Annotated in this window: 16 protein-coding genes; 3 read left to right on the forward strand and 13 right to left on the reverse strand. The window is 71.4% G+C overall.

What is annotated here, in order from left to right:
* Positions 1-9: 9 nt before the first annotated feature.
* The 3 genes from ACWCV9_RS10245 to ACWCV9_RS10255 form a co-directional block, all read right to left on the reverse strand.
* Entirely contained in the window at positions 10-1,005 is a 996-nt protein-coding gene (locus tag ACWCV9_RS10245; RefSeq protein WP_385845115.1) for a carbohydrate ABC transporter permease, read from the reverse strand.
* Positions 1,006-1,152: 147 nt separating this feature from the next.
* On the reverse strand, positions 1,153-2,442 hold the full coding sequence (locus ACWCV9_RS10250; RefSeq protein WP_450785395.1) for an extracellular solute-binding protein: 1,290 nt from the start codon (positions 2,440-2,442) through the stop codon (positions 1,153-1,155).
* A 1,529-nt stretch (positions 2,443-3,971) separates the two neighbouring features.
* Positions 3,972-6,038, reverse strand: a complete 2,067-nt coding sequence (locus tag ACWCV9_RS10255) for a carbohydrate-binding module family 20 domain-containing protein (protein ID WP_450785397.1) — start codon at positions 6,036-6,038, stop codon at positions 3,972-3,974.
* Between the two features lie 190 nt (positions 6,039-6,228).
* Here ACWCV9_RS10255 and pulA point away from each other — a divergent pair, with 190 nt between their 5' ends.
* Together pulA and ACWCV9_RS10265 are read left to right on the forward strand one after the other, a co-directional pair.
* Positions 6,229-11,628 (forward strand): pullulanase-type alpha-1,6-glucosidase, encoded by a 5,400-nt coding sequence (gene pulA / locus ACWCV9_RS10260; protein ID WP_450785399.1) that lies wholly within the window; start codon positions 6,229-6,231, stop codon positions 11,626-11,628.
* Positions 11,629-11,660: 32 nt separating this feature from the next.
* A complete protein-coding gene (locus tag ACWCV9_RS10265; RefSeq protein ID WP_450785400.1) occupies positions 11,661-12,026 on the forward strand; it encodes a 5-carboxymethyl-2-hydroxymuconate Delta-isomerase in 366 nt (121 codons plus the stop codon).
* Positions 12,027-12,038: 12 nt separating this feature from the next.
* On the opposite strand, the gene ACWCV9_RS10270 is transcribed toward ACWCV9_RS10265, so the two are convergent.
* The 4 genes from ACWCV9_RS10270 to ACWCV9_RS10285 all read right to left on the reverse strand — a co-directional run bounded on the left by ACWCV9_RS10270 (position 12,039) and on the right by ACWCV9_RS10285 (position 16,717).
* On the reverse strand, positions 12,039-12,755 hold the full coding sequence (locus tag ACWCV9_RS10270) for a TetR/AcrR family transcriptional regulator (RefSeq protein ID WP_450785402.1): 717 nt from the start codon (positions 12,753-12,755) through the stop codon (positions 12,039-12,041).
* A gap of 36 nt (positions 12,756-12,791) precedes the next feature.
* Positions 12,792-13,850: a PDR/VanB family oxidoreductase gene (locus tag ACWCV9_RS10275; RefSeq protein WP_450785404.1), complete on the reverse strand. Its 1,059-nt coding sequence runs from the start codon at positions 13,848-13,850 to the stop codon at positions 12,792-12,794.
* Entirely contained in the window at positions 13,850-14,728 is an 879-nt protein-coding gene (locus ACWCV9_RS10280) for a metal-dependent hydrolase (protein ID WP_450785406.1), read from the reverse strand. Before ACWCV9_RS10280 ends, ACWCV9_RS10275 begins: the two co-directional genes overlap by 1 nt.
* 69 nt (positions 14,729-14,797) lie before the next feature.
* Entirely contained in the window at positions 14,798-16,717 is a 1,920-nt protein-coding gene (locus ACWCV9_RS10285; protein WP_450785408.1) for a hypothetical protein, read from the reverse strand.
* Positions 16,718-16,864: 147 nt separating this feature from the next.
* Here ACWCV9_RS10285 and ACWCV9_RS10290 point away from each other — a divergent pair, with 147 nt between their 5' ends.
* Positions 16,865-17,260 (forward strand): hypothetical protein, encoded by a 396-nt coding sequence (locus tag ACWCV9_RS10290; RefSeq protein WP_450785410.1) that lies wholly within the window; start codon positions 16,865-16,867, stop codon positions 17,258-17,260.
* A 90-nt stretch (positions 17,261-17,350) separates the two neighbouring features.
* Here ACWCV9_RS10290 and ACWCV9_RS10295 read toward each other — a convergent pair whose 3' ends face one another.
* The 6 genes from ACWCV9_RS10295 to ACWCV9_RS10320 form a co-directional block, all read right to left on the reverse strand.
* A complete protein-coding gene (locus ACWCV9_RS10295; protein WP_450785411.1) occupies positions 17,351-18,862 on the reverse strand; it encodes a DUF1996 domain-containing protein in 1,512 nt (503 codons plus the stop codon).
* A gap of 100 nt (positions 18,863-18,962) precedes the next feature.
* Positions 18,963-19,994 carry an SDR family oxidoreductase gene (locus tag ACWCV9_RS10300; RefSeq protein ID WP_450785413.1) on the reverse strand — a complete coding sequence of 344 codons (1,032 nt, stop codon included), beginning with the start codon at positions 19,992-19,994 and terminating at the stop codon, positions 18,963-18,965.
* A gap of 68 nt (positions 19,995-20,062) precedes the next feature.
* Positions 20,063-20,653, reverse strand: coding sequence for a winged helix-turn-helix domain-containing protein (locus tag ACWCV9_RS10305; RefSeq protein ID WP_450785415.1), 591 nt, complete (start codon positions 20,651-20,653; stop codon positions 20,063-20,065).
* A 79-nt stretch (positions 20,654-20,732) separates the two neighbouring features.
* Positions 20,733-20,855, reverse strand: a complete 123-nt coding sequence (locus ACWCV9_RS10310; protein ID WP_385845100.1) for a hypothetical protein — start codon at positions 20,853-20,855, stop codon at positions 20,733-20,735.
* A 146-nt stretch (positions 20,856-21,001) separates the two neighbouring features.
* Positions 21,002-22,033: a glutamine synthetase gene (glnII, locus tag ACWCV9_RS10315; protein ID WP_450785417.1), complete on the reverse strand. Its 1,032-nt coding sequence runs from the start codon at positions 22,031-22,033 to the stop codon at positions 21,002-21,004.
* Between the two features lie 139 nt (positions 22,034-22,172).
* Entirely contained in the window at positions 22,173-22,685 is a 513-nt protein-coding gene (locus tag ACWCV9_RS10320) for a MarR family winged helix-turn-helix transcriptional regulator (RefSeq protein ID WP_450785419.1), read from the reverse strand.
* Positions 22,686-22,715: the final 30 nt, after the last annotated feature.

Consider the following 22,715-nt stretch of genomic DNA (forward strand, 5'->3'; position numbering starts at 1 on the left):
GATGGCTCCTTACGCCTGCTCGGACTTCAGGGTGCTGCGGCGGTAGAACGTCGAGAAGGCCATCAGGAGGGCGAGGATGATGATCCCGTAGGTCGCCGCTCCCGCGTAGTCCGAGACGCCGGTGAAGGCCTTGTGGAAGGCGAAGGTGACGAGGATGTCGGTGTCACCGGTCGTGTTGTTGCCCAGCAGCAGGTAGATGACGTTGAACATGTTGAACGTCCAGATGCAGCCCAGCAGGATCACGGTGTTCGTGACCGGGCGCAGACCGGGCAGGGTGACGTTGAGGAAGCGCTGCCAGGGCGAGGCGCCGTCCATCTCGGCCGCCTCGTACAGCTCCTTCGGGATCGACTGGAGGCCGCCCAGGACCGCGACCATGTTGAACGGGATGCCGATCCAGACGTTCACCATGATGACGGCGATCTTCTGGGCCAGCGGGGTGCCGAGCCAGTTCTGCGCGGGCAGGCCGACCGAGGTGATGATGTCGTTGAGGACGCCGTACTGGGAGTTCAGCATCAGCCGCCAGGCGAAGACACCGATGAACGACGGCACGGCCCAGGGCAGGATCAGCATCGCCCGGTAGAAGCCGCGCAGCCGCATCTCGCGGTTGAGGAGCACCGCGAGGCCCATACCGAGGCCGACCTGGAGGGCGACGCAGGACACGGTCCACACGATCGTCCACACCAGCCGCGGGTAGAAGTCGCCGTCCGCGCCCGACAGGACGTGCCAGTAGTTGTCCAGGCCGACGAAGTGGTAGGTCGCCGGGCGGTGGAAGGCACCGATCGTGGTGGCGACGTTGGCCTCGTTGGCGTCGGTCAGCGACTGGTAGAGGCCGTAGCCCAGCGGATAGAGGACGAGTACGGCGATGACGACGGCGACCGGGGTCACCATCGCCCAGGCGTACCAGTACTTGTCCCAGGAGCGCCGGAGCGCGGAAACGCGTTCGGGGCGCGGGCTCTTGCCTCGCGCTGTCCTGTCGGTGGGTCCGGTGCTCGCTGCGGTCGTCATCCTCATCGGCTCTTTCGCGGCAGAAGTCTGGTGGTGCGCGCAGCCCCGGGGAGCCCCGGGCGGGGCGGCAGCGGGGAAACGTGTGTCCCCGGGGCTGCGTGTCCTTCGGTCGCCGTGCGGCTACCGTGGTCGGCTGCTGACGTCAGGTCAGCCGATGGAGTAGCCGGGCAGCAGCTGCTGGAACTGCTTGGCGGTGGCGTCCAGGCCGGACTTGACCGACTCGTCGCCCTGGAGGATCTTCACGTAGTTCTGGGCGAGCGGCGTGAAGAGGGAACCGACCTGCGGCAGCGCGACGCGCGGGCGGGCGGTCTTCTCCAGGATCGGCTTGAACCCGGCGATCTTGGCGTTGGCGGTGACGTCGGAGGTGTACGCGGACTTGCGGGTCGGCAGCGTGCCGGTGCCCTTGGCGATCGCGATCTGGCTCTCGGTGGACGTCATGAACTGGGTGAACAGGTAGCTGGCGTCCAGGTTCGACGAGCCCTGGTAGACGGCCAGGTCGTGACCGCCGGTCGGGGCCTGGGCGGTGCCGCCGGCGCCGGCCGGGACGGGGGCGTAGCCGAGGTTGTCCTCCTTGCCCTTGAACGCCGAGCCGGTCAGGTCGTCGCTCACCGACCACGGGCCCTGGACCAGCATGGCGACCTTGCCGTTCTTGAAGGCCGTCTGCATGTTCTGGTACGCGTTGGCGAAGTCGACCTTCATCGAGGCCTCGTCGTAGATCTTCTTCGCGGTCGTCAGGGCCGTGACGGCCTTGTCGTCGCTGATGGTGATCTTCTTGGCGGAGGTGTCGGCCATGTCGGCGCCGTTGCTGTAGAGCAGCGGGAGCAGGAAGTAGGAGTCCGGGTTGACGTAGGTGCCGTAGGCCCCGGTCTTCTTCTTGATGGTCTTGGCGTCGGCGATGAACTCGTCCCACGTGGCCGGCGGCTTGGCGATGCCGGCCTTCTTCAGCAGGTCCTTGTTGTACAGCAGGCCCAGAGTGTCGGTGACCGACGGCACGCCGTAGGTCTTGCCGTTGTACTTGGCGGTGTTCATCGGGCCCGTGTTGAAGTCCGAGGTGTCCTTCAGCGCGGCCGTGCCGTCGAGCGGGGCGATGTAGCCGAGCGAGGCGTACTCCGCCATCAGGCCGACGTCGGTGCGGACGACGTCCGGGGCGCCCTTGCCGCTCTTGGCGGCCGACTTGAACTTCTGCTCGACATCGGTGAACGGGATGCTCTGGTAGTTCACCTTGATCTTGGGGTACTTGGCCTCGAACTTCTTGATCAGGGCCTTGTACGTCGGGGCTTCGGTCGCCGCGTCCGAGGTGTCCCAGTACGTGATCGTGCCGGAGACGTCCTTCGGGTCCTTCGGCTTGCCGGCCGCGCTGTCACCCGAGCCGCCACAGGCGGTGGCGGAGAGGGCGATCACGGTGACCGCGGCGGCGATCGATATGCCACGTCGCATATTGAAGCTCCTAGAAGAAGGGAAGCCCGGATCGTCCCTTGGGAGACCGCGGGTGCCGTCTGTCCCAATCGACGGCCGCCGGGCGCGGGAGGAAAGTAGCAAGCCTGCAAGTCCTTGCGAAAGGCGTTGCAAGAAGATTTCTGCAAGATCTTGCAAGCGTGACGTTTCCGTTACCGCCAGGTTCCGTTCCCCCCGCCAGGGTGGCCATTTCCCACCGGCTCGTCCAGGGGGCGGGCAGAGGGGAGTCGCCGCGAGGAAGGCGCGGGTCGGCGTGGCCGGCGTGTCGCGGCTCCCGAGGCGGGGGCCCGGCCGGGCGGCGGCTGTCGGGTCGTAGCGCACGAGGTCCCGGAACACCGCCGCGATCCGCTGGCGCGGCTCCCCGGCGTCGTCCTGCCGGACGTCGGCCCCGTCCCCCGGGACGCTGCCCGACGTGGGGTCGTAGAACCTGCACAGCAGGGTCACGCAGCCCGCTGCTGGGCTGTAGCCAGGGCTGCGGGACGGCGGCGGGGCGCAGCAGATGCTGGTGGCCACGGCCGCGGGGTCGGCCCCGGGGCGTCGGCGGGTTCTGCGGTGCGGTCGTCGGCAGATGGTGGTGGGCCACGGCCGTGGAGGCGCCGCGATCCCGGCCGGGCCGCCCTGCACGGCCGCCACCGCCGAGGTGGGCACCGCCAGATCCGGACCGAAGGGTCGCCCCGGGCCGCCGCTGCCGGGCCGTGGCCGCGGCCGCGGGGTCGGCCCCGGGGTGTCGGCGGGTTCTGCGGTGCGGTCGTCGGCAGATGGTGGTGGGCCACGGCCGTGGAGGCGTCGCGATCCCGGCCGGGCCGCCCTGCACGGCCGCCACCGCCGAGGTGGGCACCGTCAGATCCCGACCGAGGGGTCGCCCCGGCCGCCGGGCGCCCGCCCGGTGCGATTCCATCCGGCGGCGGCCCGGGATCAGGCCCGGGCGCGCCGCAGCTCCGCTGCGTGGGCCGCGACGCGCCGGGCGCGGTCAGGCCGCCAGGCGCGGGATGGACCGGCCACAGTGACGCCAAGGGGGCGCTGGTCATCGCGGCCTGCGTCAGGTCACCGCCGCAGTCATGATCTGCGGGGGCGTGTCCCGGCCGCACTGCTCGGGGGTCCCGGCCGAGACGCAGCTGGCCGGTTGCCGTGCGCAGCTCCGCTGCGAGGACCGCAGCGCGTCGGACCGGTCACAGTGGCGCCAGGGGGCCGCTCACGGTCGTCCCGGCCTGCCGCGGTCACGATCTGCGCGGGCGGTGCCGACCGCGCTGCTTGGGCCCGGACCAGGCCAGGCCGGGGGTGGCCGTCAGCTGGGCGTAGGGCCGGCTCGCCGCCCGGCGGTCGGTCTGGGTGTGGCAGCACCGCGGTGGTCGCCCCGGCCTCCGCCGCCCTGGGCCGTGGCCCGCGCCCCGGTCGCCCCGCCCCAAGGGCCCGCCGGTGCACCGCCAACCCGGCGCCGGGCTTCACCCGGCCGCATGCGACGGTGGCGGTGACCCCTCGTGGGAAGGGGCACCGCCACCGCGCCGTACGGGTTACTGCCAGCTGTCGTGGGTGCTGTAGCCGGACGCGGCGCCTGTCGTGTACGACCGGTTGCTGCCCGACTCCCAGGTCACGTTCCCGGAGCCGTCCTTCTTGATGTACTTGTACTGGAAGGCGGTGTTCTTGGGGACGATGACCGCCTTGCTCCACACCGGGTAGGACGCCGAGGACAGCGGGATGGCGTCGGCCGTGTTCCAGGAGCCGAGGGAGGGGACGGAGCCGACGACGTAGACGTTGGTGCCGTACGTGGTCGTCGCGTTCTCGGAGAAGGTGACGTCGGTGGCGTCGGTGTTCGCCACGTTCCAGGAGTTGTTCAGGGTGAGCGCCGAGGTGGTCGTGGTGGCCGACCGGTTGGCGTTGGACTCCCAGGTCACGTTCCCGGAGCTGTCCTTCTTGAGGTACTTGTACTCGAACGACGCGTTCACCGGCACATTCACCTCGCCCGACCAGACCGGGTACCCCGCGGACGACAGCTTGACCGCCTTGGAGGTGTCCCAGCCGCCCAGCGCCGGGATGGAGCCGACCACGTAGACGTTGCTGCCGGAGGGCGTGGACGCGTACTCGTCGAAGGTCGCGCTGACCGTGTCACCGGAGCCGCCGCCCGCGTCCCCGCAGCCCACCGTGCAGGTGTAGGAGGCGTTGTAGAAGGCGACCGCACCCTTGGCCGGGACGGTGAGGGAGGCGCTGCCGCCGGACACGGTCACCGTCGAGGCCCCGCCGTCGATCACGTTCTTGTAGGTGCCGTCGGCCATGCCCGTGGCGAAGGTGTACGTCGCCGCCGAAGTGCCGTTGTTCAGCGCGAAGAAGCCCTTGCCGCTGCGCCCGAAGCCGATGACGGACGAGGACTTGGTCTGCCAGTCCGAGACGGCGGCGGTGTCCACGGCGTTGTGCCAGGCCACCATGCCGACCACGGCGGTGTCGCGGTCGAGGCAGTACCAGCTGCCGGAGCAGTCGGTGTTCGTCACGAAGCCCGAGGAGTTCGGCGGCGCCTGGTCGCTCTGGGTCCACTCCCAGCTGGCGTAGACCGTGGGCGTGGACCACTTGTAGGCGAGCTGGAAGAGGTTGGCCAGCTTGTAGCTGTCACCGTCCTTGTAGGACAGGTCCGTGCCGTTGCGCTCGGTGTCGTGGTTGGTGACGAAGGAGACCGAGTTGGCGGCCGGGAGGATGCCGCTGCTCTCGATCGAGGACAGGTCGGACACATTGCCCTGGAACGCGGACTTCAGCTTGCTCGCGTAGGTGAAGTCCAGGACGTCACCGGAGGCGTAGTAGTCCGAGGGCTGCGGGGTGGCGCCCGGGTAGACCTCCTGGAATATGTACGGCGTCGTCCCGGACGTCGTACGCGTGAGCTTGGACTCGATGGCGGCCAGGTCCGCCTCGGGGATGTGCTTGGCCGCGTCCACCCGGAAGCCGTCGACGCCCAGGGCGAGCTGGCTGTTGAGGTAGCCGGCGATGCCGCTGCGGACGTGGTCCGAGCCGGTCCTCAGGTCGGGCAGCCCGAGCAGCTCGCAGTTCTGGACCTGGGTCAGGCTGGAGTAGTCCTGGATCGTCAGGTCGGAGGTCGGGCAGTCGGTCGAGTCGTGGTAGTCGGTGCGGTCCCACTCGGGGGTGTCGTACTTGTTGCCGACCGTCGTGCCGTTGTAGCCGGTGCCGGTCTGCGCGGAGGTGTGGTTGATCACCGCGTCCGTGTAGACCTTCACGCCCGCCTGGTGACAGGCGCTGATCATCGCGGCGAACTTGGCCTGGGACCCGAAGCGGCTGTTCAGGTCGTAGGAGTAGGGCTGGTAGACGTCCCACCAGTAGTAGTTGGACTGCTTGAGCGACTCGGCGGGCGGGGCCACCTGGACCGCGCCGTAGCCCGCCGGGCCCAGCACGTTCTTGCACTCCGAGGCGATCGAGTCCCAGTTCCACTCCCACAGGTTGGCGATGACATCGCCCTTGGCGGCGGGGTCCGCCTGTGCGGGCGTGACCTGGAGAGTGGTCACGCCCAGGAAGGCGAGTGCCCCCGCCGCGACGGCGCTCGCCGTGCGGTGGAGGACACCCGGTGGCCGGTATCTGGTCATGTGCGGCTCCGACAGTGGGGGTTCGACTTTGAACAACTGGTGAGACTGGGGCTGTTGAGACGGGCACGTCAAGAGCGGTGTTGAAATTCCTTGCTGTGTCTTTCAAGACCCTTGCTGTAAACCTTTCGTTGGCGATACGGTCCCGCGGGGTCGGACCCCCCTGAGCCGTGACGCGAGGAGTTACCCGCCCGTGATACCGAGATGGCCGGCGCCCCGCAGGCGCCGCACCCCACGCGGGAGAGGGGCCGCGGCCGTTGCCGCCGCCTGTCTCGCAACCGCCCTGATCCAGCCACTGGCCGCGCACGCGGCGACCGCGCCCGAGCCGCCCTCGGACGCCGCGCTCGCCGCCCAGGCCACCCGGCACGACGACACCCGCGAGCAGTTCTACTTCGTCATGCCGGATCGTTTCGCCAACGGCGACACCGCCAACGACCGGGGCGGGCTGACCGGCTCCCGGCTCCGGACCGGCTACGACCCCACCGACAAGGGCTTCTACCAGGGCGGCGACCTCAAGGGCCTGACGAAGCGGCTCGACTACATCAAGGGCCTCGGCACCACCGCCATCTGGATGGCGCCGATCTTCAAGAACCGGCCGGTGCAGGGCACGGGCGCGAACGCCTCGGCCGGCTACCACGGCTACTGGATCACCGACTTCACCCAGGTCGACCCGCACTTCGGCACCAACCAGGACCTGAAGAACCTCATCTCCTCGGCGCACGCCAAGGGCATGAAGGTCTTCTTCGACGTCATCACCAACCACACCGCCGACGTCGTCGACTACCGGCAGAAGGAGTACGGCTACCTCTCCAAGGGCGCCTTCCCCTACCTGACCGAGGACGGGCGGCCGTTCGACGACGCCGACTACGCCGACGGCGGCCGGAAGTTCCCCGCCGTCTCCAGCGCCTCCTTCCCGTACACCCCGCAGGTCACCAGCAACGCCAAGGTCCCGGCGTGGCTCAACGACCCGACGATGTACCACAACCGGGGCGACTCGACCTACGCGGGCGAATCGACCACGTACGGCGACTTCTCCGGCCTGGACGACCTGTGGACCGAGCGGCCCGAGGTCGTGCACGGCATGGAGAAGATCTACGAGCGGTGGGTGAAGGACTTCGCCGTCGACGGCTTCCGGATCGACACCGTCAAACACGTCGACCTGCCGTTCTGGACCCAGTGGGCCACCGCCCTCGACCGGTACGCGGCCGCGCACGGGCGGAAGAACTTCTTCATGTTCGGCGAGGTCTACTCCGCCGACCCCGACGTCACCTCCCCGTACGTCACCCAGGGCCGCCTCGACGCCACCCTCGACTTCCCCTTCCAGGACGCGGCCCGCGGCTACGCCTCGCAGGGCGGCAGCGCGCAGAAGCTGGCGAGCGTCTTCGGCGCCGACTACAAGTACTCGACCGACAAGGCCAACGCCTATGAGCAGGTCACCTTCCTCGGCAACCACGACATGGGCCGCATCGGGTACTTCCTGAAGCAGGACAACCCCGGCGCCACCGACGCCGAGCTGCTGAAGAAGGACGAGTTCGCCAACGAGCTGATGTTCCTCAGCCGCGGCAACCCGGTCGTCTACTACGGCGACGAGCAGGGCTTCACCGGCTCCGGCGGCGACAAGGACGCCCGCCAGACGATGTTCGCCTCCAAGGTCGCCGACTACCTCGACGACGACGAGATCGGCACCGACCGCACCCACGCGAGCGACTCCTACGACACCGGTGCCCCGCTCTACCGCGACATCGCCGCCCTGTCCGAGCTGCGCAGGGCCAACCCCGCCCTGGCCGACGGGGTCCAGACCGAGCGCTACGCGGCCGACGGAGCCGGGATCTACGCCTTCACCCGTACGGACGCGAAGACCGGCCAGGAGTACGTCGTCGCCTTCAACAACGCCGACGCGGCGCGGACGGCGACCTTCGCGACCGGGTCCGCCGGCATGACGTACCGGGGTGTCTACGGCGCCACCGACTCCGTGACGTCGGACGGCGACCGCAAGGTCAACGTCACCGTCCCGGCCGAGTCCGCCGTCGTATACAAGGCCGCCGGCACCCTCGACGCGCCCGCCGCCGCCCCGTCCGTCACCCTGACCGCCCCGGCCGCAGGCGCCACCGGCACCGTGGAGGTCACCGCCGGCGTGACCGGCGGACAGCTGGACCGGGTCGTGTTCGCCGCACAGGTCGGCGACGCGAAGTGGAAGGTGCTCGGCACCGCCGACCACGCGCCCTACAAGGTCACCCAGAACCTCGGCAAGGACGTCCCCGCCGGAACCGCCCTGCGCTACAAGGCCGTCGTCGTCGACTCGGCCGGGCACACCGCGAGCGCCCTGGCGAGCAGCACCAGCGGCACCCCGCCCGCGCCGCAGGTCCCCACCGCCTCCTCCCGCGACTACGCGATCGTCCACTACAAGCGCACCGACGGCGACTACGGCAACTGGGGCCTGTACGCCTGGGGCGACCTCGCCGACGGCGAGGCGACCAGCTGGCCCGCCGGCCACCCCTTCATCGGCCGGGACGCCTGGGGCGCCTTCGCCTACGTCAAGCTCAAGCCGGGCGCCTCGAACGTCGGCTTCCTGGTCATCGACAAGGACGGCAACAAGGACGTCTCCGCCGACCGGAGCATCGACGTCACCCGCACCGGCGAGGTCTGGGTCGAGCAGGGCAAGAGCGACGTACTGACGCAGAAGCCCGGCTACCCCGCCCAGGACACCACCAAGGCGGTCCTGCACTACCACCGCGCCGACGGCGACTACAGCGGCTGGGGCCTGCACGTCTGGACGGGCGCCGCGCACCCCACCGACTGGTCGAACCCGCTGAAGCCGGTCAAGACTGATGCGTATGGCGCGGTCTTCGAGGTGCCGCTCACCGAGGGTGCCACCAGTCTCAGCTACATCATCCACAAGGGCGACGACAAGGACCTGCCCACCGACCAGTCCCTGGACCTCAAGGCCGACGGCCACGAGGTGTGGCTGGTGAGCGGGCAGGAGGAGCACCTGCTGCCGCAGCCCGCCGGCAGCGCCGCCGCCCTCGACCCGACCACTTCCAAGGCGATCTGGATCGACCGGGACACGGTCGCCTGGAACGGCGTCGACGGCGCCGCCTCCACCCAGCTGCTGTACTCGCCCGACGGCTCGATCGCCGTCAAGGACGGGACGCTGACCAGCGACGACGAGCACTGGATCCGGCTGACCAGGACCACCCTGACGGACGCCCAGAAGGGCAGGTTCCCGCATCTGAAGGACTACACCGCCTGGTCCGTCGACCCGCGCGACCGGGACCGGGTGCGCGACGCCCTGAAGGGTCAGCTCGTCGCCTCCCAGCGGGCCGCGAACGGAGCCGTGCTGGCGGCCACCGGGGTGCAGATCGCCGGCGTCCTGGACGACCTCTACCCGGCCGCCACCAAGGCGCGGCTCGGCCCGGTCTTCCACCACGGCCGGCCCACCCTGTCGGTGTGGGCGCCGACCGCGCAGAGCGTCGCCCTGGAGCTGGACGGCTCGCTGCACGCCATGCACCGCGACGACACCACCGGCGTCTGGTCCGTCACCGGCCCGGCGTCCTGGAAGGGCCGGTCCTACCGGTACGTCGTGAAGGTGTGGGCGCCCAGCGTCCGCAAGCTGGTCACCAACAAGGTCACCGACCCCTACTCGGTCGCGCTCACCGCCGACTCCGAGCGCAGCGTCGTCGCCGACCTGGACGACCCGTCCCTCGCCCCGCGCGGCTGGTCGGCCTTGCGCAAGCCGAAGGCCGTACCGCTGAAGGACGCGCAGATCCAGGAGCTGCACATCCGGGACTTCTCGATCGGCGACCCCACCGCGAAGCACCCGGGCACCTACCTGGCCTTCACCGACAAGAACAGCGACGGCTCCCAGCACCTGCGCGCGCTGGCCGGGGCCGGGACCTCCTACGTCCATCTGCTGCCCGCGTTCGACTTCGCGACCGTCCCCGAGAAGAAGGCCGACCAGGCGAGCCCCGGCTGCGATCTCGCCTCCTACCCGGCCGACTCCGAGCAGCAGCAGGCATGCGTGGCGAAGACCGCCGCCAAGGACGCCTACAACTGGGGCTACGACCCCTACCACTACACGGTCCCCGAGGGCTCCTACGCCACCGACCCGGACGGCACCGCCCGCACGGTCCAGTTCCGCAAGATGGTGCAGGCCCTCAACCAGGACGGCCTGCGGGTCGTCATGGACGTCGTCTACAACCACACGGCGGCCAGCGGCCAGGCGGACACCTCCGTCCTGGACAAGGTCGTGCCCGGCTACTACCAGCGGCTCCTCGCCGACGGCTCGGTGGCCAACAGCACCTGCTGCGCCAACACCGCGCCGGAGAACGCGATGATGGGCAAGCTGGTCGTGGACTCGATCGTCACCTGGGCCAAGGAGTACAAGGTCGACGGCTTCCGCTTCGACCTGATGGGCCACCACCCGAAGGCCAACATCCTCGCCGTCCGCAAGGCCCTCGACGCGCTCACCCCGGCCAAGGACGGCGTCGACGGCAAGAAGATCATCCTGTACGGCGAGGGCTGGAACTTCGGCGAGGTCGCCAACGACGCCCGCTTCGTGCAGGCCACGCAGAAGAACATGGCCGGCACCGGCATCGCCACCTTCTCCGACCGCGCCCGGGACGCCGTACGCGGCGGCAGCCCCTTCGACTCCGACCCCGGCGTCCAGGGCTTCGCCTCCGGCCTGTACACCGACCCCAACGGCTCGGCGGCGAACGGCACCCCGGCCGAGCAGAAGGCCCGGCTGCTGCACTACCAGGACCTGATCAAGGTCGGGCTCACCGGAAACCTCGCCAAGTACCGCTTCACGGACGACGACGGCAAGGAGGTCACCGGAGCGGAGATCGACTACAACGGCGCACCCGCCGGATACGCCGACGCCCCGGGCGACGCCCTCGCCTATGTCGACGCCCATGACAACGAGTCGCTGTTCGACGCGCTGACCTACAAGCTGCCCGCCTCGACGAGCGCCGCCGACCGGGCCCGGATGCAGGTCCTGGCGATGGCCACGGCCGCCCTCTCGCAGGGCCCGGCGCTCTCCCAGGCCGGCACCGACCTGCTGCGCTCGAAGTCGCTGGACCGCAACTCCTTCGACAGCGGCGACTGGTTCAACGCCATCCACTGGAACTGCGCGGACGGCAACGGCTTCGGCCGGGGCCTGCCGATGGCGGCCGACAACCAGTCCAAGTGGGAGTACGCCAAGCCCCTGCTGAGCACGGTCAGGGTGGGCTGCCCGCAGATCACCGGCGCCTCCGCCGCCTACCGGGACCTGCTCCGGATCCGTACCACCGAGAAGGCGTTCTCCCTCGGCACGGCGGACGCGGTGCAGGGCCGGCTGTCCTTCCCGCTGTCCGGCCCGGACGAGACACCCGGCGTGATCACCATGACCCTCGGTGACCTGGTCGTCGTCTTCAACGCCACCCCGCACCAGCAGGAGCAGAAGGTGACCGCCCTCGCCGGGACGGACTACCGGCTGCACCCGGTGCAGGCCGGCGGCACCGACCCGGTGGTGAAGACCTCCTCCTACGCGGCCGGCTCGGGCACCTTCACCGTCCCGGCGCGGACCGTGGCGGTGTTCACCAGGGCGGCGAAGTAGGGTCGGGCCGTTGCCGTAGAACAGGAGTGGCCATGCCGCAGATCACCGTCGACTACTCGCACCCGGTGGAGGACGCCTTCGACGAGAGGGACTTCGCGCGGGCACTGCACCAGGCGGTTGTCGAGATCGCGGCGGCCAGGCCGGAGGCGTGCATGACGCTCTTCCGGTCCAGTGACTCCATGGCGTTCGGATACGAGGACCCGGAGGCGCACGGACACGCCCTCGTGAACGTGACCATCGGGCTCCTCGCCGGCCGCACCGAGGAGACCAAGGCGCGGCTCACCGAGACCGTGCTGGAACTGGTCCGCAGCCATGTGGCGCCGGAGGACGGGGTCGTCCTGCACGCCTCCGCCGAGGTGCGCGACCTCGACCCGTCCTACCGCAAGTACGACGGATAGCGGGACCGGCGCTCAGGGCGCCAGGGACAGCAGCCGGCCGACCAGCTCCGCGAAGGGGCCGTCGGCCGGCTCTTCCTTGACCATCGTGCGCAGGGTCTCGGCCATGTCGTCGTCGTAGGCCGCGCTCACCGCGGCCAGCGCGGCGAAGTCGTGCACCAGCTGGAGTTCCAGTTCGGCGCGCGGCACCCGCCGGCCGTCCAGCCAGAGCAGCGCCGTGGACTCGGCGAGCGAGATCCAGGAGCGGACGACCAGCTCCAGGCGCGGGGAGGCGTCGGTGATACCGAGGTGCGCCAGGATCTGCTCGTAGGCGGCCTGCCGTACGGAGTCGATGAGGGCGTTGGTCGTGGACACGTGGTCCTTGGTGCCGACGCCGTCCGCGGAGACGGCCGGGCCGCCGCGCATCAGCGCCGAGAAGCCCGGGCCGTGCTCGTCCACGAAGTCGAAGTAGCGGCGCATCACGCGCAGCAGCCGGGCGCCGAGCGGACCCTCGTGCGGCTCGGCGAAGCGCGCCGCGAGATCCTCCGCCGCGCGCTTCAACGCCGCCTCGTACAGGCTGAGTTTGCCGGGGAAGTAGTGGTAGACCAGCGGCCGGGAGATGCCCGCGGCCGCGGCTATCTCGTCGATGGAGACCTCGTCCGGCGAGCGCCGGCTGAACAGCTCCAGTGCGACACCGATGAGCTGCTGCCGCCGCTCCTCGACGCCCATCCTGCGGCGAACCCCGGTACTCATGCGAACACCTTACCGACCGGTTCGGATCGGTGGTGTTCACATGTCCAGCACCAATCGATCACTTCGTGCACGCGATACACAGAGCAGCATCGAGTCACCACGCTCCGCGTCCGTGAGCAGCTCGTCCCGGTGGTCGATCTCCCCCTCCAGCACCCGCTGTTGGCAGGTCCCGCAGAAACCCTGCCGGCAGGAGTAGGGGGTGTCCGGCAGCTCCCGGCGTACGGCGTCCAGCACGGTGGAGCCGGCCGGCACGGTCACCGTCCGCCCGCTGCGCCGCAGTTCGACCTCGAACTCCGTGTCGCCCTCGGTGGCCGTGCGCGGGGCGAACCGCTCCAGGTGCAGCGCGGCGCCCTCGGGCAGCCGCTCCGCCACCGCCGCCATCAGCCCCTCGGGGCCACAGCAGTACACCGCCGTGCCCTCCGGCACCTCGGCGAACAGGGCGTCCAGGTCCGGCCGTCCGTCCTCGTCCTCGGCGACCAGCGTCAGCCGGTCCCCGGCCAGCTCCCGCACTTCGGCCAGGAACGGCATCGACGCCCGGGTCCGGCCGCAGTACAGCAGCCGCCGGCGAGCGCCGTCCGGCAGCGCCCGCAGCATCGGCAGAAGGGGGGTGATGCCGATCCCGCCGGCGACGAAGACATAGGAGTCGGCCGTGACCAGCGGGAAACGGTTCCGCGGCCCGCGCACCTCCAGCTCCATGCCCTCGGCCAGCTGCTCGTGCACCTCCCGCGAGCCGCCCCGCCCGTCCGCCACCAGCCGGGTGGCGACCGTGTAGCCCGAGGTGTCCTCGGGGTCCCCGCACAGCGAGTACTGCCGCACCAGCCCCGAGGGCAGCACCAGGTCCAGATGCGCGCCCGGCTCCCAGCGGGGCAGCGCCTCGCCCTCCAGCCGGAGCCGTACGACCCCGTCGGCGACCGTCTCGTGGGAGGTGAGCAGCAGTCGCAGCGCCCGGGAACGCGGCCGGCCGGAGACCGGCGGGTCCAGCGCGGGCAGCGGCCACAGCGGCGAGTCCTGGATGCGCCGGCGCAGGGCGCGCCGGGTCAGCAGGGCGGCGCCCGCGAGGAGCGCGGCGGTGGCGAGGGCGCGGGGCTGCGGCATCACGCGGCCCTCTTCTCCGCCGCCGTGGCCGCGGGGGAGGAGGCCAGATAGGCGACCGCCTGCTCGGTGTCGCCCTCCTGCGAGGGGTGGTAGTCCCGGCTCAGATAGCGGGGGATGGACCGCAGCATGTCCCCGGTCGAGGGCAGCAGGCCGCTCCTGCCCCGCAGGTAGAAGTCCTTGAAGGAGGCCTTGCCGTCGACCAGCGTCGGGTCGTTCTCCATGAAGAACCGCACCCCCCGCTGCCACAGGAACACCAGCGCCGTGAAGGCCGTGGCCCAGGTCCGGGCGCGCCGCCGGTAGCTGCCGTCCAGGTGCAGGAACAGCTCGAAGGCGACCGAGCGGTGCTCGACCTCCTCGGCGCCGTGCCAGCGCAGCAGGTCCAGCATGGTCGGGTCGGCGCCGCACCGGTCCAGCTGCTCGGCGTTGAGCACCCAGTTGCCGAGGAAGGCGGTGTAGTGCTCGATCGCCGCGATGAGTGCGACCCGCTCCAGCAGCCACCACCGGCGCGGCCTGCCCGGCGGCAGCGTCCGGTCGCCGAGCAGCTTCTCGAAGAACCAGTCGACCTGCGCGGTGTACGGCGTCGGGTCGAGCCCCTGCTCGCGCAGGTGCGGCAGCACCTCGTCATGGGCCTGGGAGTGCATGGCCTCCTGGCCGATGAACCCGATGACGTCCTCGCGCAGCCGCTCGTCGCGGATGTACGGCAGCACCTGCTTGTACACGTGCACGAACCACCGCTCACCGGCCGGCAGCAGCAGGTGCAGCACATTGATGGTGTGGGTGGTGAACGGATCCCCCGGCACCCAGTGCAACGGGGTGCCGTCCCAGGAGAAGGACACCTTGCGTGCCGTGAGCGGCACCCGGGCCTGCGTGTTAGACATGGCGTCAATGTACTGGCGGGTAGGCCCCCTGAGAACCCCCGCGACCAAGCTTGTTGACGCCAGTGTCAACTAGTGCAGTCCGGTGACCGTACGCCCGTCCGCCAGGGTGCCCTTCAGCTCCGCCTGCGCCCCCTGCGTGGCCCGCGCCGCCAGCAGCGCGCCCGGGCCGGAGGCGGTGACCCCGCCCGTGGCCCGGATCGACGCCGTCCGCGGGTCACCCGCCGCCAGCAGATACCAGTGCCCGCCACCGGACTTCCACAGCACCCCGGCCAGCACATGCGGATCCCGCGGCCCGCAGGCCGGCACGTCCACACCCTTGGCGACGGCCGCGCCGACCGGCCCGTTCGGGGTGCGGAACTGGGCCAGCGCCACCGTGCCGTCACCGCGCCAGGTGTCGGCCCGGGTGCACACCCAGTCACCCGCCCCGCTGCCGTCGGGCAGCGGCTGCTCGGCGTACGGCCACGCGTTGACGGTGCGCACCCCGGCCGCCCGCTCGGCCGCCAGCGAGCAGGCGAACGGCGCCCACGCACGCAGCCCCGCCGCCCCGGACGCCTCGCCGGGCACACCGGGCCGCCCCGCGGTCAGATGGGCCGGGACCAGCTCGCCGAGGTCGGTGGAGAGCCGGGTCCCGGAGGCGTCGGTCAGCTGGAGCACGGTCCACGAGGTGCAGGCACCGGGCTGCAACGCCGGGCTGGCCAGCGGTGCGGTGACCCCGTCCGTGACGGTCAGCGGGGTCGCCGCCGAGGCCGGCTTCATCAGGTCCCGCGCCGCCGCCCTGCGCACCCAGGGGGCGGTCAGATAGCGGACGTTGCCGTCGGCGCGGCCCAGCACCAGCGCGCTCGCCTCGGCGCCGGTCGCGCCGTCGACCCGGGCGAAGTCCAGGGCCGCGCCCGCGGTGCCGTCCTTCGGCTCGGCGTAGCGGGCGATGCGCAGACCGTCGTAGAGGATCACCACCCGGGCGGTGTCCACCTCGCCCGCGTACAGCAGTTGCGGCGGGCCCGCCGGGCCGCCGGTCTGGGTGCCGGGGGTCGCCGAGACCCGGACGGTCTGCCCGGGGCGGGCCCAGACGGCGAGCGCCCGGCGCAGCAGCGCGGTGTCCCCGGTGAGCGGGCCGCGCGCGGGCCACACCGAGAAGTCGGTGCGCGCCGAGGTCTTCCAGGCGGTGGGGGAGATCCGCACCAGCCTGCCCGGATCGAGGGCGGCCTCGGCGGACGGGTTCTCGGCGTAGGCGGGCGCGGCGGCGCCGTCCGGGCCCCAGCCGTCGCCCGGCAGCGCGACCAGCGCGCCGCACACCGCGAGCGCGGCGGCCGCGGCGAGCGCGGCCCTGGTGTGCTGACGGCGGCGCACCAGATCGGTGGGCCGGGCCTGGAGCGAACAGGGGTCGAACTCGGGGGAGTCGAGCAGCGGACCCTGCGCGGGCACGCCGTCCGCGGTGGCCAGCGCGCCGCCCGGGTCGTCCACCCCGGCGGCCGTGAGCACCTTGCGCACCTCGGCGTCGGACAGCTGGTCCAGGCCGCGCAGCACATAGGCGGCGCGGGCCGGCCCGGACAGCGCGGACAGCCGCTGGTCCAGGGCGAGTTCGTCGGCGCCGCCGGGGCGCGGGAAGAGCCTGAGGCCCCACACCTGCGGCAGCAGCGGCGGCAGCTGGGACAGTTTGGGCAGGCCCGCGCGGGGCCGGGCCGCCTCCAGCGCCGAACGCAGCACCCGCTCACGCAGGAAGGCGTACCCGGGGTCGGCGTCCCGGCGGCCGGTCTGGGCCGGGATCGTCGACCGCCGGCCGCGGCCGCGGGGCAGGGCCCGCTGGACCAGTGCGTGCGCGGTGAGCACACGGCGGCTGCGGCCGAGGCCGGGGGGCAGTACCAGGTAGGCGATGCGGACCAGCCGTGGATAGTGCTCGACGAGCGCGGCCTCGGCCTGCTCGACGTCGACCGGGCCGGCTGCTCCGGAGGAGGCGGGTGCGTGACGCTGGGCTACATCCTGTGACTGCACGTCCGGGAAAACGAGCGACGCGTTGATCGGTCACCCCCCGACCGGGTGGCCCGCTCCGGCGCGGCCCCGGATTTGAGCGCTCCGCGGCCGGGAGCCGTATCCGAAGGAGCTGACGCATGCTGTGGGCCACACGATCCGGAGGAACAGATGAGGCTGACCCGACCGATGCTCGCCGCCGCCGCGGTCCTCGCGCTGGGCGGCTGCGGCGCCGGCGGTACGACCGCGAAGGTGCCGCCGACCGCGACCGGCAGCCTGGAGAAGCTGGCCGCCGCGGTGCGCTGCACACCGGACATGCAGACGGACGCCGACGAGATCCGCCAGGCCATCTGCGCCAACAAGGAAGGCAAGTTCATCCTCGCGACCTTCGCCACCGACCGCGGCCAGCGCGAGTGGATCAACGACGCGAAGGACTACGGCGGTTACTACCTCGTCGGCCGCAAGTGGGTCGCCGTCGGCGACGACGGCACGGTCCGGGCGCTGCGGGGAACGCTCGGCGGTGACGTCGAGATGGGCACCGACCACCGCCATATGCACGGCGGCTGAGCGCGGCCCCGGGCACGCGGAAGGCCGGTGACGGGAGGGGGGCTTCCGTCACCGGCCTCGTTCACGGCCCGTCCGCTGGGTGGGGCGGGGTCAGGCGCAGTTGGCGCCGCGGTTGATGCAGTTCGCGATCTGGTTGGCCAGACCGCCGGTCGTGATGCTGATGAAGTCGTCGTGGTCCGTGGCCGGCTTGTGCAGCTGCTCCGGGAAGCCGTCCACCGCGTAGGCGTTCTTCACCTGGCCGTTCTGCACGGTCGGCGGGGTGATGTTGTAGACCAGCCGCATGGTCAGCTGCGGGATGGCCTTGAAGCCGTTCGGGCAGACCCCGCTCGCCGGGTCCGGGAAGGCCACGTGCGTACGGTGGTTGGCGCTGTCGATGTTCTGCCCGTCCCAGCAGCTCTGGAAGGCGAAGGTCCGCACCACCTTGCTGCCCTGCGGACAGATCGGGTACTGCTGCGTCAGCTGGACCTTGTTCTCGAAGCCGGTGCAGCTCCAGTGCGCGTTGGCGTTCGCCAGGCCGTTGGTGGTGGTCTTGGCGTCACCGGTGATGATCCGCAGGAACTGCGGCATCGGCACCACCTTGCTCGCCGGGCTGCCCACGTACTTGATCTGCGCGGCCACCGGGGTCAGGATCCGGCCGGCGTTGCCCTCCTTGCCACCGCCGAGGGCGTTCTGGTCGAAGTCCTGGGTGCCGTCCTGGACCCGGACCACCGGCCAGTAGTACGCCGACAGGTCGTTCTTGTTCTGGCAGCTGGTGCCGCCCTGGAGGAACGTCTGGTTGCTGGCGAAGGCGTTGATCTTCTGGTTGCCGACGTAGTCGTGCAGGTGGTGCGCGCCGTTGGTCACTCCGGGCGCCACGATGACGTTGTCGGTGTTGTGGTTCTTGTTGGCGTTCACCCCGCAGCGGGTGACGAACGTGCCCGTCGAGGCGTTGCCGGTCTGGCGCGGCTTGGCCTGGACGTTCGGGGCGACCTTGGTGATGTCCACGAAGTCCGCCGCGACGGGGCCGTTGCCGGCCTGGCCACCGATGTTCTGCCCGGCACCGCCCTGCTGGCCGGCACCGCCCTGCTGCTGACCGCCGGTGTTGTTCTGCTGGCCACCGTTGTTCCCCCCAGCGGTGGTCTGGTTGGCGGACTGCGTCGTGCAGGAGGCGAGCTGGGCGAGCGAGTTGTCGAAGCTGCCGCCGGCGCGCTGGACGTCGATGCGGATCCGGTTGATCGTCGCCGACCGCTTCTCCTTCAGCGGACCGACGATCGCGTTCTGCACGAAGCTGGGGTCCTTCGACTGCGCGTCCCGGGTGGAGGCGAGCCGGGTGTAGGCCTCGGTGATCTGCTTGTCGAGGTTCGACAGCTCCTGTGCGACACCCCAGCGGGCGGCGTTCGGCACGTTCGTCAGCTTCTGGCCGACGTCGGGGCAGGAGATGGTCGCGACCTGCGCGGTCGCGGCCTTCGTCTGGTTGCCTCCCCACATCTGGTTGTCCGACTCGTGCGCCGAGGCGTAGAAGTTCGCCCAGAGCAGCCCGCCCCCACCGAGCGCTAGGGCCGCCGCTGCGGCTAGCGCCTTGGTGGCCGGTGGCGTACGGCGTTTGCGTGTGTTGCGTCCCATGGAACTCCTCTGACTTCCTTGCGGGGCGGCAGCGAGGCGCCCGACAGGAGTGAAGCGGCGCCCTTCCATACGGGCGCCGCCCCGGAGGTGTTCACCGGTCTCACAAATTCCCTTCAGAAACAGGAAGTTGGCTCGCCAGGGCCAGCACCCTGGCCTCCACGTCCGGATCCAGCCCGACGGCGGGCCGGTCCGGGCGGCGGGGCGCCTCGCCGCCGATCCCGGTCAGCCAGCGCCAGGTGTCCGCGACGGTCTCCGTCACCGGCCGGCACACCAGCCCGGTCTCCAGCGCCCGGGAGACGTCCGCCCCGTGCGCGCCGGCCCACTCCTCGCCGGGCGGCACCCAGACCGGCAGCTGGGTCCACGGTTCTATGCCGGCGGCCAGGATCGTCTCCGGGTCGGTCCAGCGCAGCTCGGCGCCCGCGCCGGTCACCTCGGCGCAGGCCCGCAGCAGTTCGCCCATGGTGGTGTGGCCGGGCGGGCTCACGAGGTTGTACGGCCCGCTCGCCCCCTGCTCCACCGCGCCGAGCAGCCACTGGGCGAGGTCGCGCACATCGACGTACTGGAGCGGCAGCCCGGCCGGCCCCGGCGCCAGGACCGGGCCGCCGCGGGCCGTCCGGGACAGCCACCAGGGCAGCCGGCCGACGTTCTCGTACGGGCCGAGGATCAGCCCGGCCCGCACCAGCACCGAGCGTGCGGCGCCGAACTCCGCCACGGCGGCCAGTTCACCGCCCCGCTTGTCCCGGGCGTAGTCAGACGTCCCGGCGTCGGCGGACGCCCCCTCGACCAGCGCGGCGGCGTCCTCGGCGACCCCGGGCGGCCAGGGCCAGGCGTACACCGAGCGGCTGGAGACGTACACATACCGTCCGGCCCGCTCCCGCAAGGCTCGTGCCGACCCCCGTACGGCACGAGGCTCACCGGACCAGGTGTCGACGACCGCGTCCCAGGTGCCCGGGTGCGCGGCGAGGGAGGCCAGGCCGTCCGGGGAGGCGCGGTCACCGGTCAGCGACCGCACCCCGGCGGGGGGCTCGCGGCGCCCCCGGTTGAAGACGGTCACCTCCCAGCCGCGGTCGAGCGCGGCCTCCACGACGGCCCGTCCCACGAACTCCGTACCGCCCAGCACCAGAAGTCTCATACCGGGGAGCCTGCCCGCCCGGGAGCCGGGGCGGGAAGAGCGCTCTGCCGTCGGCAGAACGACGGGGTTCAGCGCCCGGCCGGCGGAGTGTACTTGTAGCCGACCCGGCGCACCGTCTGGATCGCCCGGCGGTGCTCGCCCAGCTTGCGGCGCAGCCGGGCGACATGCACGTCGACGGTACGGCCGTCGCCGACATGGCCGTACCCCCACACCGTGGAGACCAGCTGGTCGCGGGTGTGCACCCGGTGCGGGTTCGCCACCAGGTGGGCGAGCAGCTCGAACTCCAGGTAGGTGAGGTCCAGTGCGTGGCCGTCGACGCTGGCGGTGCGCCGGGTGAGGTCGACGCGGACCAGGGGATCGGGCGGGCCGGCCGCGGCGTCGTCGGCCGGGTCCGGCACGGCGACCGGATCCGGTACGGCGACCGGGGTGAACGGCGGGTGCTGGTCGGCGGGGACCAGCACCAGGTAGCCGACCATCGGCGGCCGGCCGGGCAGCGCGGGCAGGGTGTGCTGCGGGGCGGGCAGCCAGGTGGCGCCCGGCGGCAGCAGCTCCGCGATGTCGAAGGCCTCGTCCGGGGCGACGGCGCGCAGCCGGTGCCGGGCGCCGACGGGGGAGGGGGCGACGGGGGAAGGGGAGGGCAGGGAACGGGTGATCGCCATGAGAGGTCAGCTCTTTCGCGCGAGGAGTGCGTCGGGGACGTACGTCGTTTCGCGCCGACCGGGGCCGGGAGTTACGGCTTCAGCGGGTCCGCGCGGTGGTCGCGCGACAACACATCCGGTCGAAGTCGTGGTGCTGACGGGACGGCCAGAAGGGCTCGAGGTCGTGACGACCCGTCGCGAGGTTCTTCTGGAAGCCGGCCATGCGCCTATTGAAGCAGACCCGGTCCGCTCCGACGACCCTGGTGTCACCGGCAACTCGCGGACGGGGGAGCGGGGCAGGGCGGGCGCCGGGCATGCGGCAGGGGCGCCCGCCGTCACGGCGGGCGCCCCTGCGGACGAGCGGGCGGATCAGACCTGGCTGGCCTTCTCCAGGGCGGAGCAGCAGGTGTCCACCAGCAGGCGGGTCACCACGTACGGGTCGACGTTGGCGTTCGGACGGCGGTCCTCGATGTAGCCCTTGCCGTCCTTCTCGACCTGCCACGGGATGCGGACCGAGGCACCGCGGTTCGAGACGCCGTAGGAGTACTCGTTCCACGGGGCGGTCTCGTGCAGACCGGTCAGCCGGTCGTCGATGCCGGCGCCGTAGTTCTTGACGTGGTCGAGCGGCTTGGAGCCCTCGCCGAGCGACTCGCACGCGGTGATGATCGCGTCGTAGCCCTCGCGCATCGCCTTGGTGGAGAAGTTGGTGTGCGCGCCGGCGCCGTTCCAGTCGCCCTTGACCGGCTTGGGGTCGAGGGTGGCGGAGACGCCGAAGTCCTCGGCGGTGCGGTAGAGCAGCCAGCGGGCCACCCACAGCTGGTCGGAGACCTCCAGCGGGGCCAGCGGGCCGACCTGGAACTCCCACTGGCCGGGCATGACCTCGGCGTTGATGCCGGAGATGCCCAGGCCCGCCTTCAGGCAGTTGTCCAGGTGGGCCTCGACGATCTCACGGCCGAAGATCTCGTCGGCGCCGACACCGCAGTAGTAGCCGCCCTGGGGGGCCGGGAAGCCGCCCTCGGGGAAGCCCAGCGGGCGGGCGCCGTCGAAGAAGGTGTACTCCTGCTCGATGCCGAAGATCGGCTCCTGCGCGGCGAACCGCTCCGCGACCTCGGCCAGCGCGGCCCGGGTGTTGGAGGAGTGCGGGGTCATGTCGATGTCGAGGACCTCGCACAGCACCAGGATGTCGTCGCCGCCGCGGATCGGGTCCGGGCAGGTGAAGACCGGCTTGAGGACGCGGTCCGAGGAGTGCCCCTCGGCCTGGTTGGTGGAGGAGCCGTCGAAGCCCCAGATCGGCAGCGCGTCGAGACCGGCCGGGGAACCCGTGATGATCTTCGTCTTGGAACGGAGCTTGGCCGTCGGCTCGGTGCCGTCGATCCAGATGTACTCAGCCTTGAAGGTCACGGGGCCACATCCTTCGGGGGTGGGTCGGGCGCACCGGCGTGCGGGTGCTGCGGCGCTGCGGCACTGGGGCGCCGCTCGATCTGCCGCGCAGCCTGTCAACAGGCGGTTTCCCGGTCATTGCTCGAATGTGAACCCCGTGTTACCTGGTGGTTTTGTGCTGCGGGTCACCTTGTGAGGTGCCGGCGGGCGGGGTATGGGACGCGTCCGCCGCGGCCCGCCGCACCCCGTCGAGAAACCCGTGGATCGCGGCCCGCTCGCGCTCGTCGTAGCCGCGCAGCAGCTCCAGGCAGCGCTCGATCAGCGGGCCGAAGAAGGACCAGCCGAGGGCGACGGCGCGTTCCTCCACCTCGATCACCACCCGCCGCCGGTCCTGTGTCCCGCGCACCCGGCGTACGTGCCCGGCCCGCTCCAGCCGGTCCACGAGCGCGGTGGTGCCCGCCGAGTTCAGGCCGAGCGCGGCGCCGAGCCGTCCCGCGGTCAGCTCCTCGCCGGCCCGCCGCGCGTCCATGAGCGCGATCAGGGCGCGTACGTCCGTGGGGTGCATGCCGTACTCCTGCGCGAACCGGCCGCTGTGCAGGCCCAGCTCGACGGCGACGGCCCGCAGCAGATGGACGGTCTCCAGCTCGGGTCCTGATACCGGGTCCGTCTCCACAGGGCCTCCACGCTACTATCTCGTTCAGCG

The organism is Streptomyces sp. NPDC001606, assembly GCF_053596835.1.

Bases quoted from the DNA above. Each gene is read 5' to 3' on its own strand.
- ACWCV9_RS10290 (WP_450785410.1), top strand. From the start codon at position 16,865: ATGAGGCTGACCCGACCGATGCTCGCCGCCGCCGCGGTCCTCGCGCTG.
- ACWCV9_RS10250 (WP_450785395.1), bottom strand. From the start codon at position 2,442: ATGCGACGTGGCATATCGATCGCCGCCGCGGTCACCGTGATCGCCCTC.
- ACWCV9_RS10295 (WP_450785411.1), bottom strand. From the start codon at position 18,862: ATGGGACGCAACACACGCAAACGCCGTACGCCACCGGCCACCAAGGCG.
- ACWCV9_RS10300 (WP_450785413.1), bottom strand. From the start codon at position 19,994: ATGAGACTTCTGGTGCTGGGCGGTACGGAGTTCGTGGGACGGGCCGTC.
- ACWCV9_RS10275 (WP_450785404.1), bottom strand. From the start codon at position 13,850: ATGCCGCAGCCCCGCGCCCTCGCCACCGCCGCGCTCCTCGCGGGCGCC.
- ACWCV9_RS10255 (WP_450785397.1), bottom strand. From the start codon at position 6,038: ATGACCAGATACCGGCCACCGGGTGTCCTCCACCGCACGGCGAGCGCC.
- ACWCV9_RS10245 (WP_385845115.1), bottom strand. From the start codon at position 1,005: ATGACGACCGCAGCGAGCACCGGACCCACCGACAGGACAGCGCGAGGC.
- ACWCV9_RS10270 (WP_450785402.1), bottom strand. From the start codon at position 12,755: ATGAGTACCGGGGTTCGCCGCAGGATGGGCGTCGAGGAGCGGCGGCAG.
- ACWCV9_RS10305 (WP_450785415.1), bottom strand. From the start codon at position 20,653: ATGGCGATCACCCGTTCCCTGCCCTCCCCTTCCCCCGTCGCCCCCTCC.
- ACWCV9_RS10310 (WP_385845100.1), bottom strand. From the start codon at position 20,855: ATGGCCGGCTTCCAGAAGAACCTCGCGACGGGTCGTCACGACCTCGAG.
- ACWCV9_RS10280 (WP_450785406.1), bottom strand. From the start codon at position 14,728: ATGTCTAACACGCAGGCCCGGGTGCCGCTCACGGCACGCAAGGTGTCC.
- ACWCV9_RS10265 (WP_450785400.1), top strand. From the start codon at position 11,661: ATGCCGCAGATCACCGTCGACTACTCGCACCCGGTGGAGGACGCCTTC.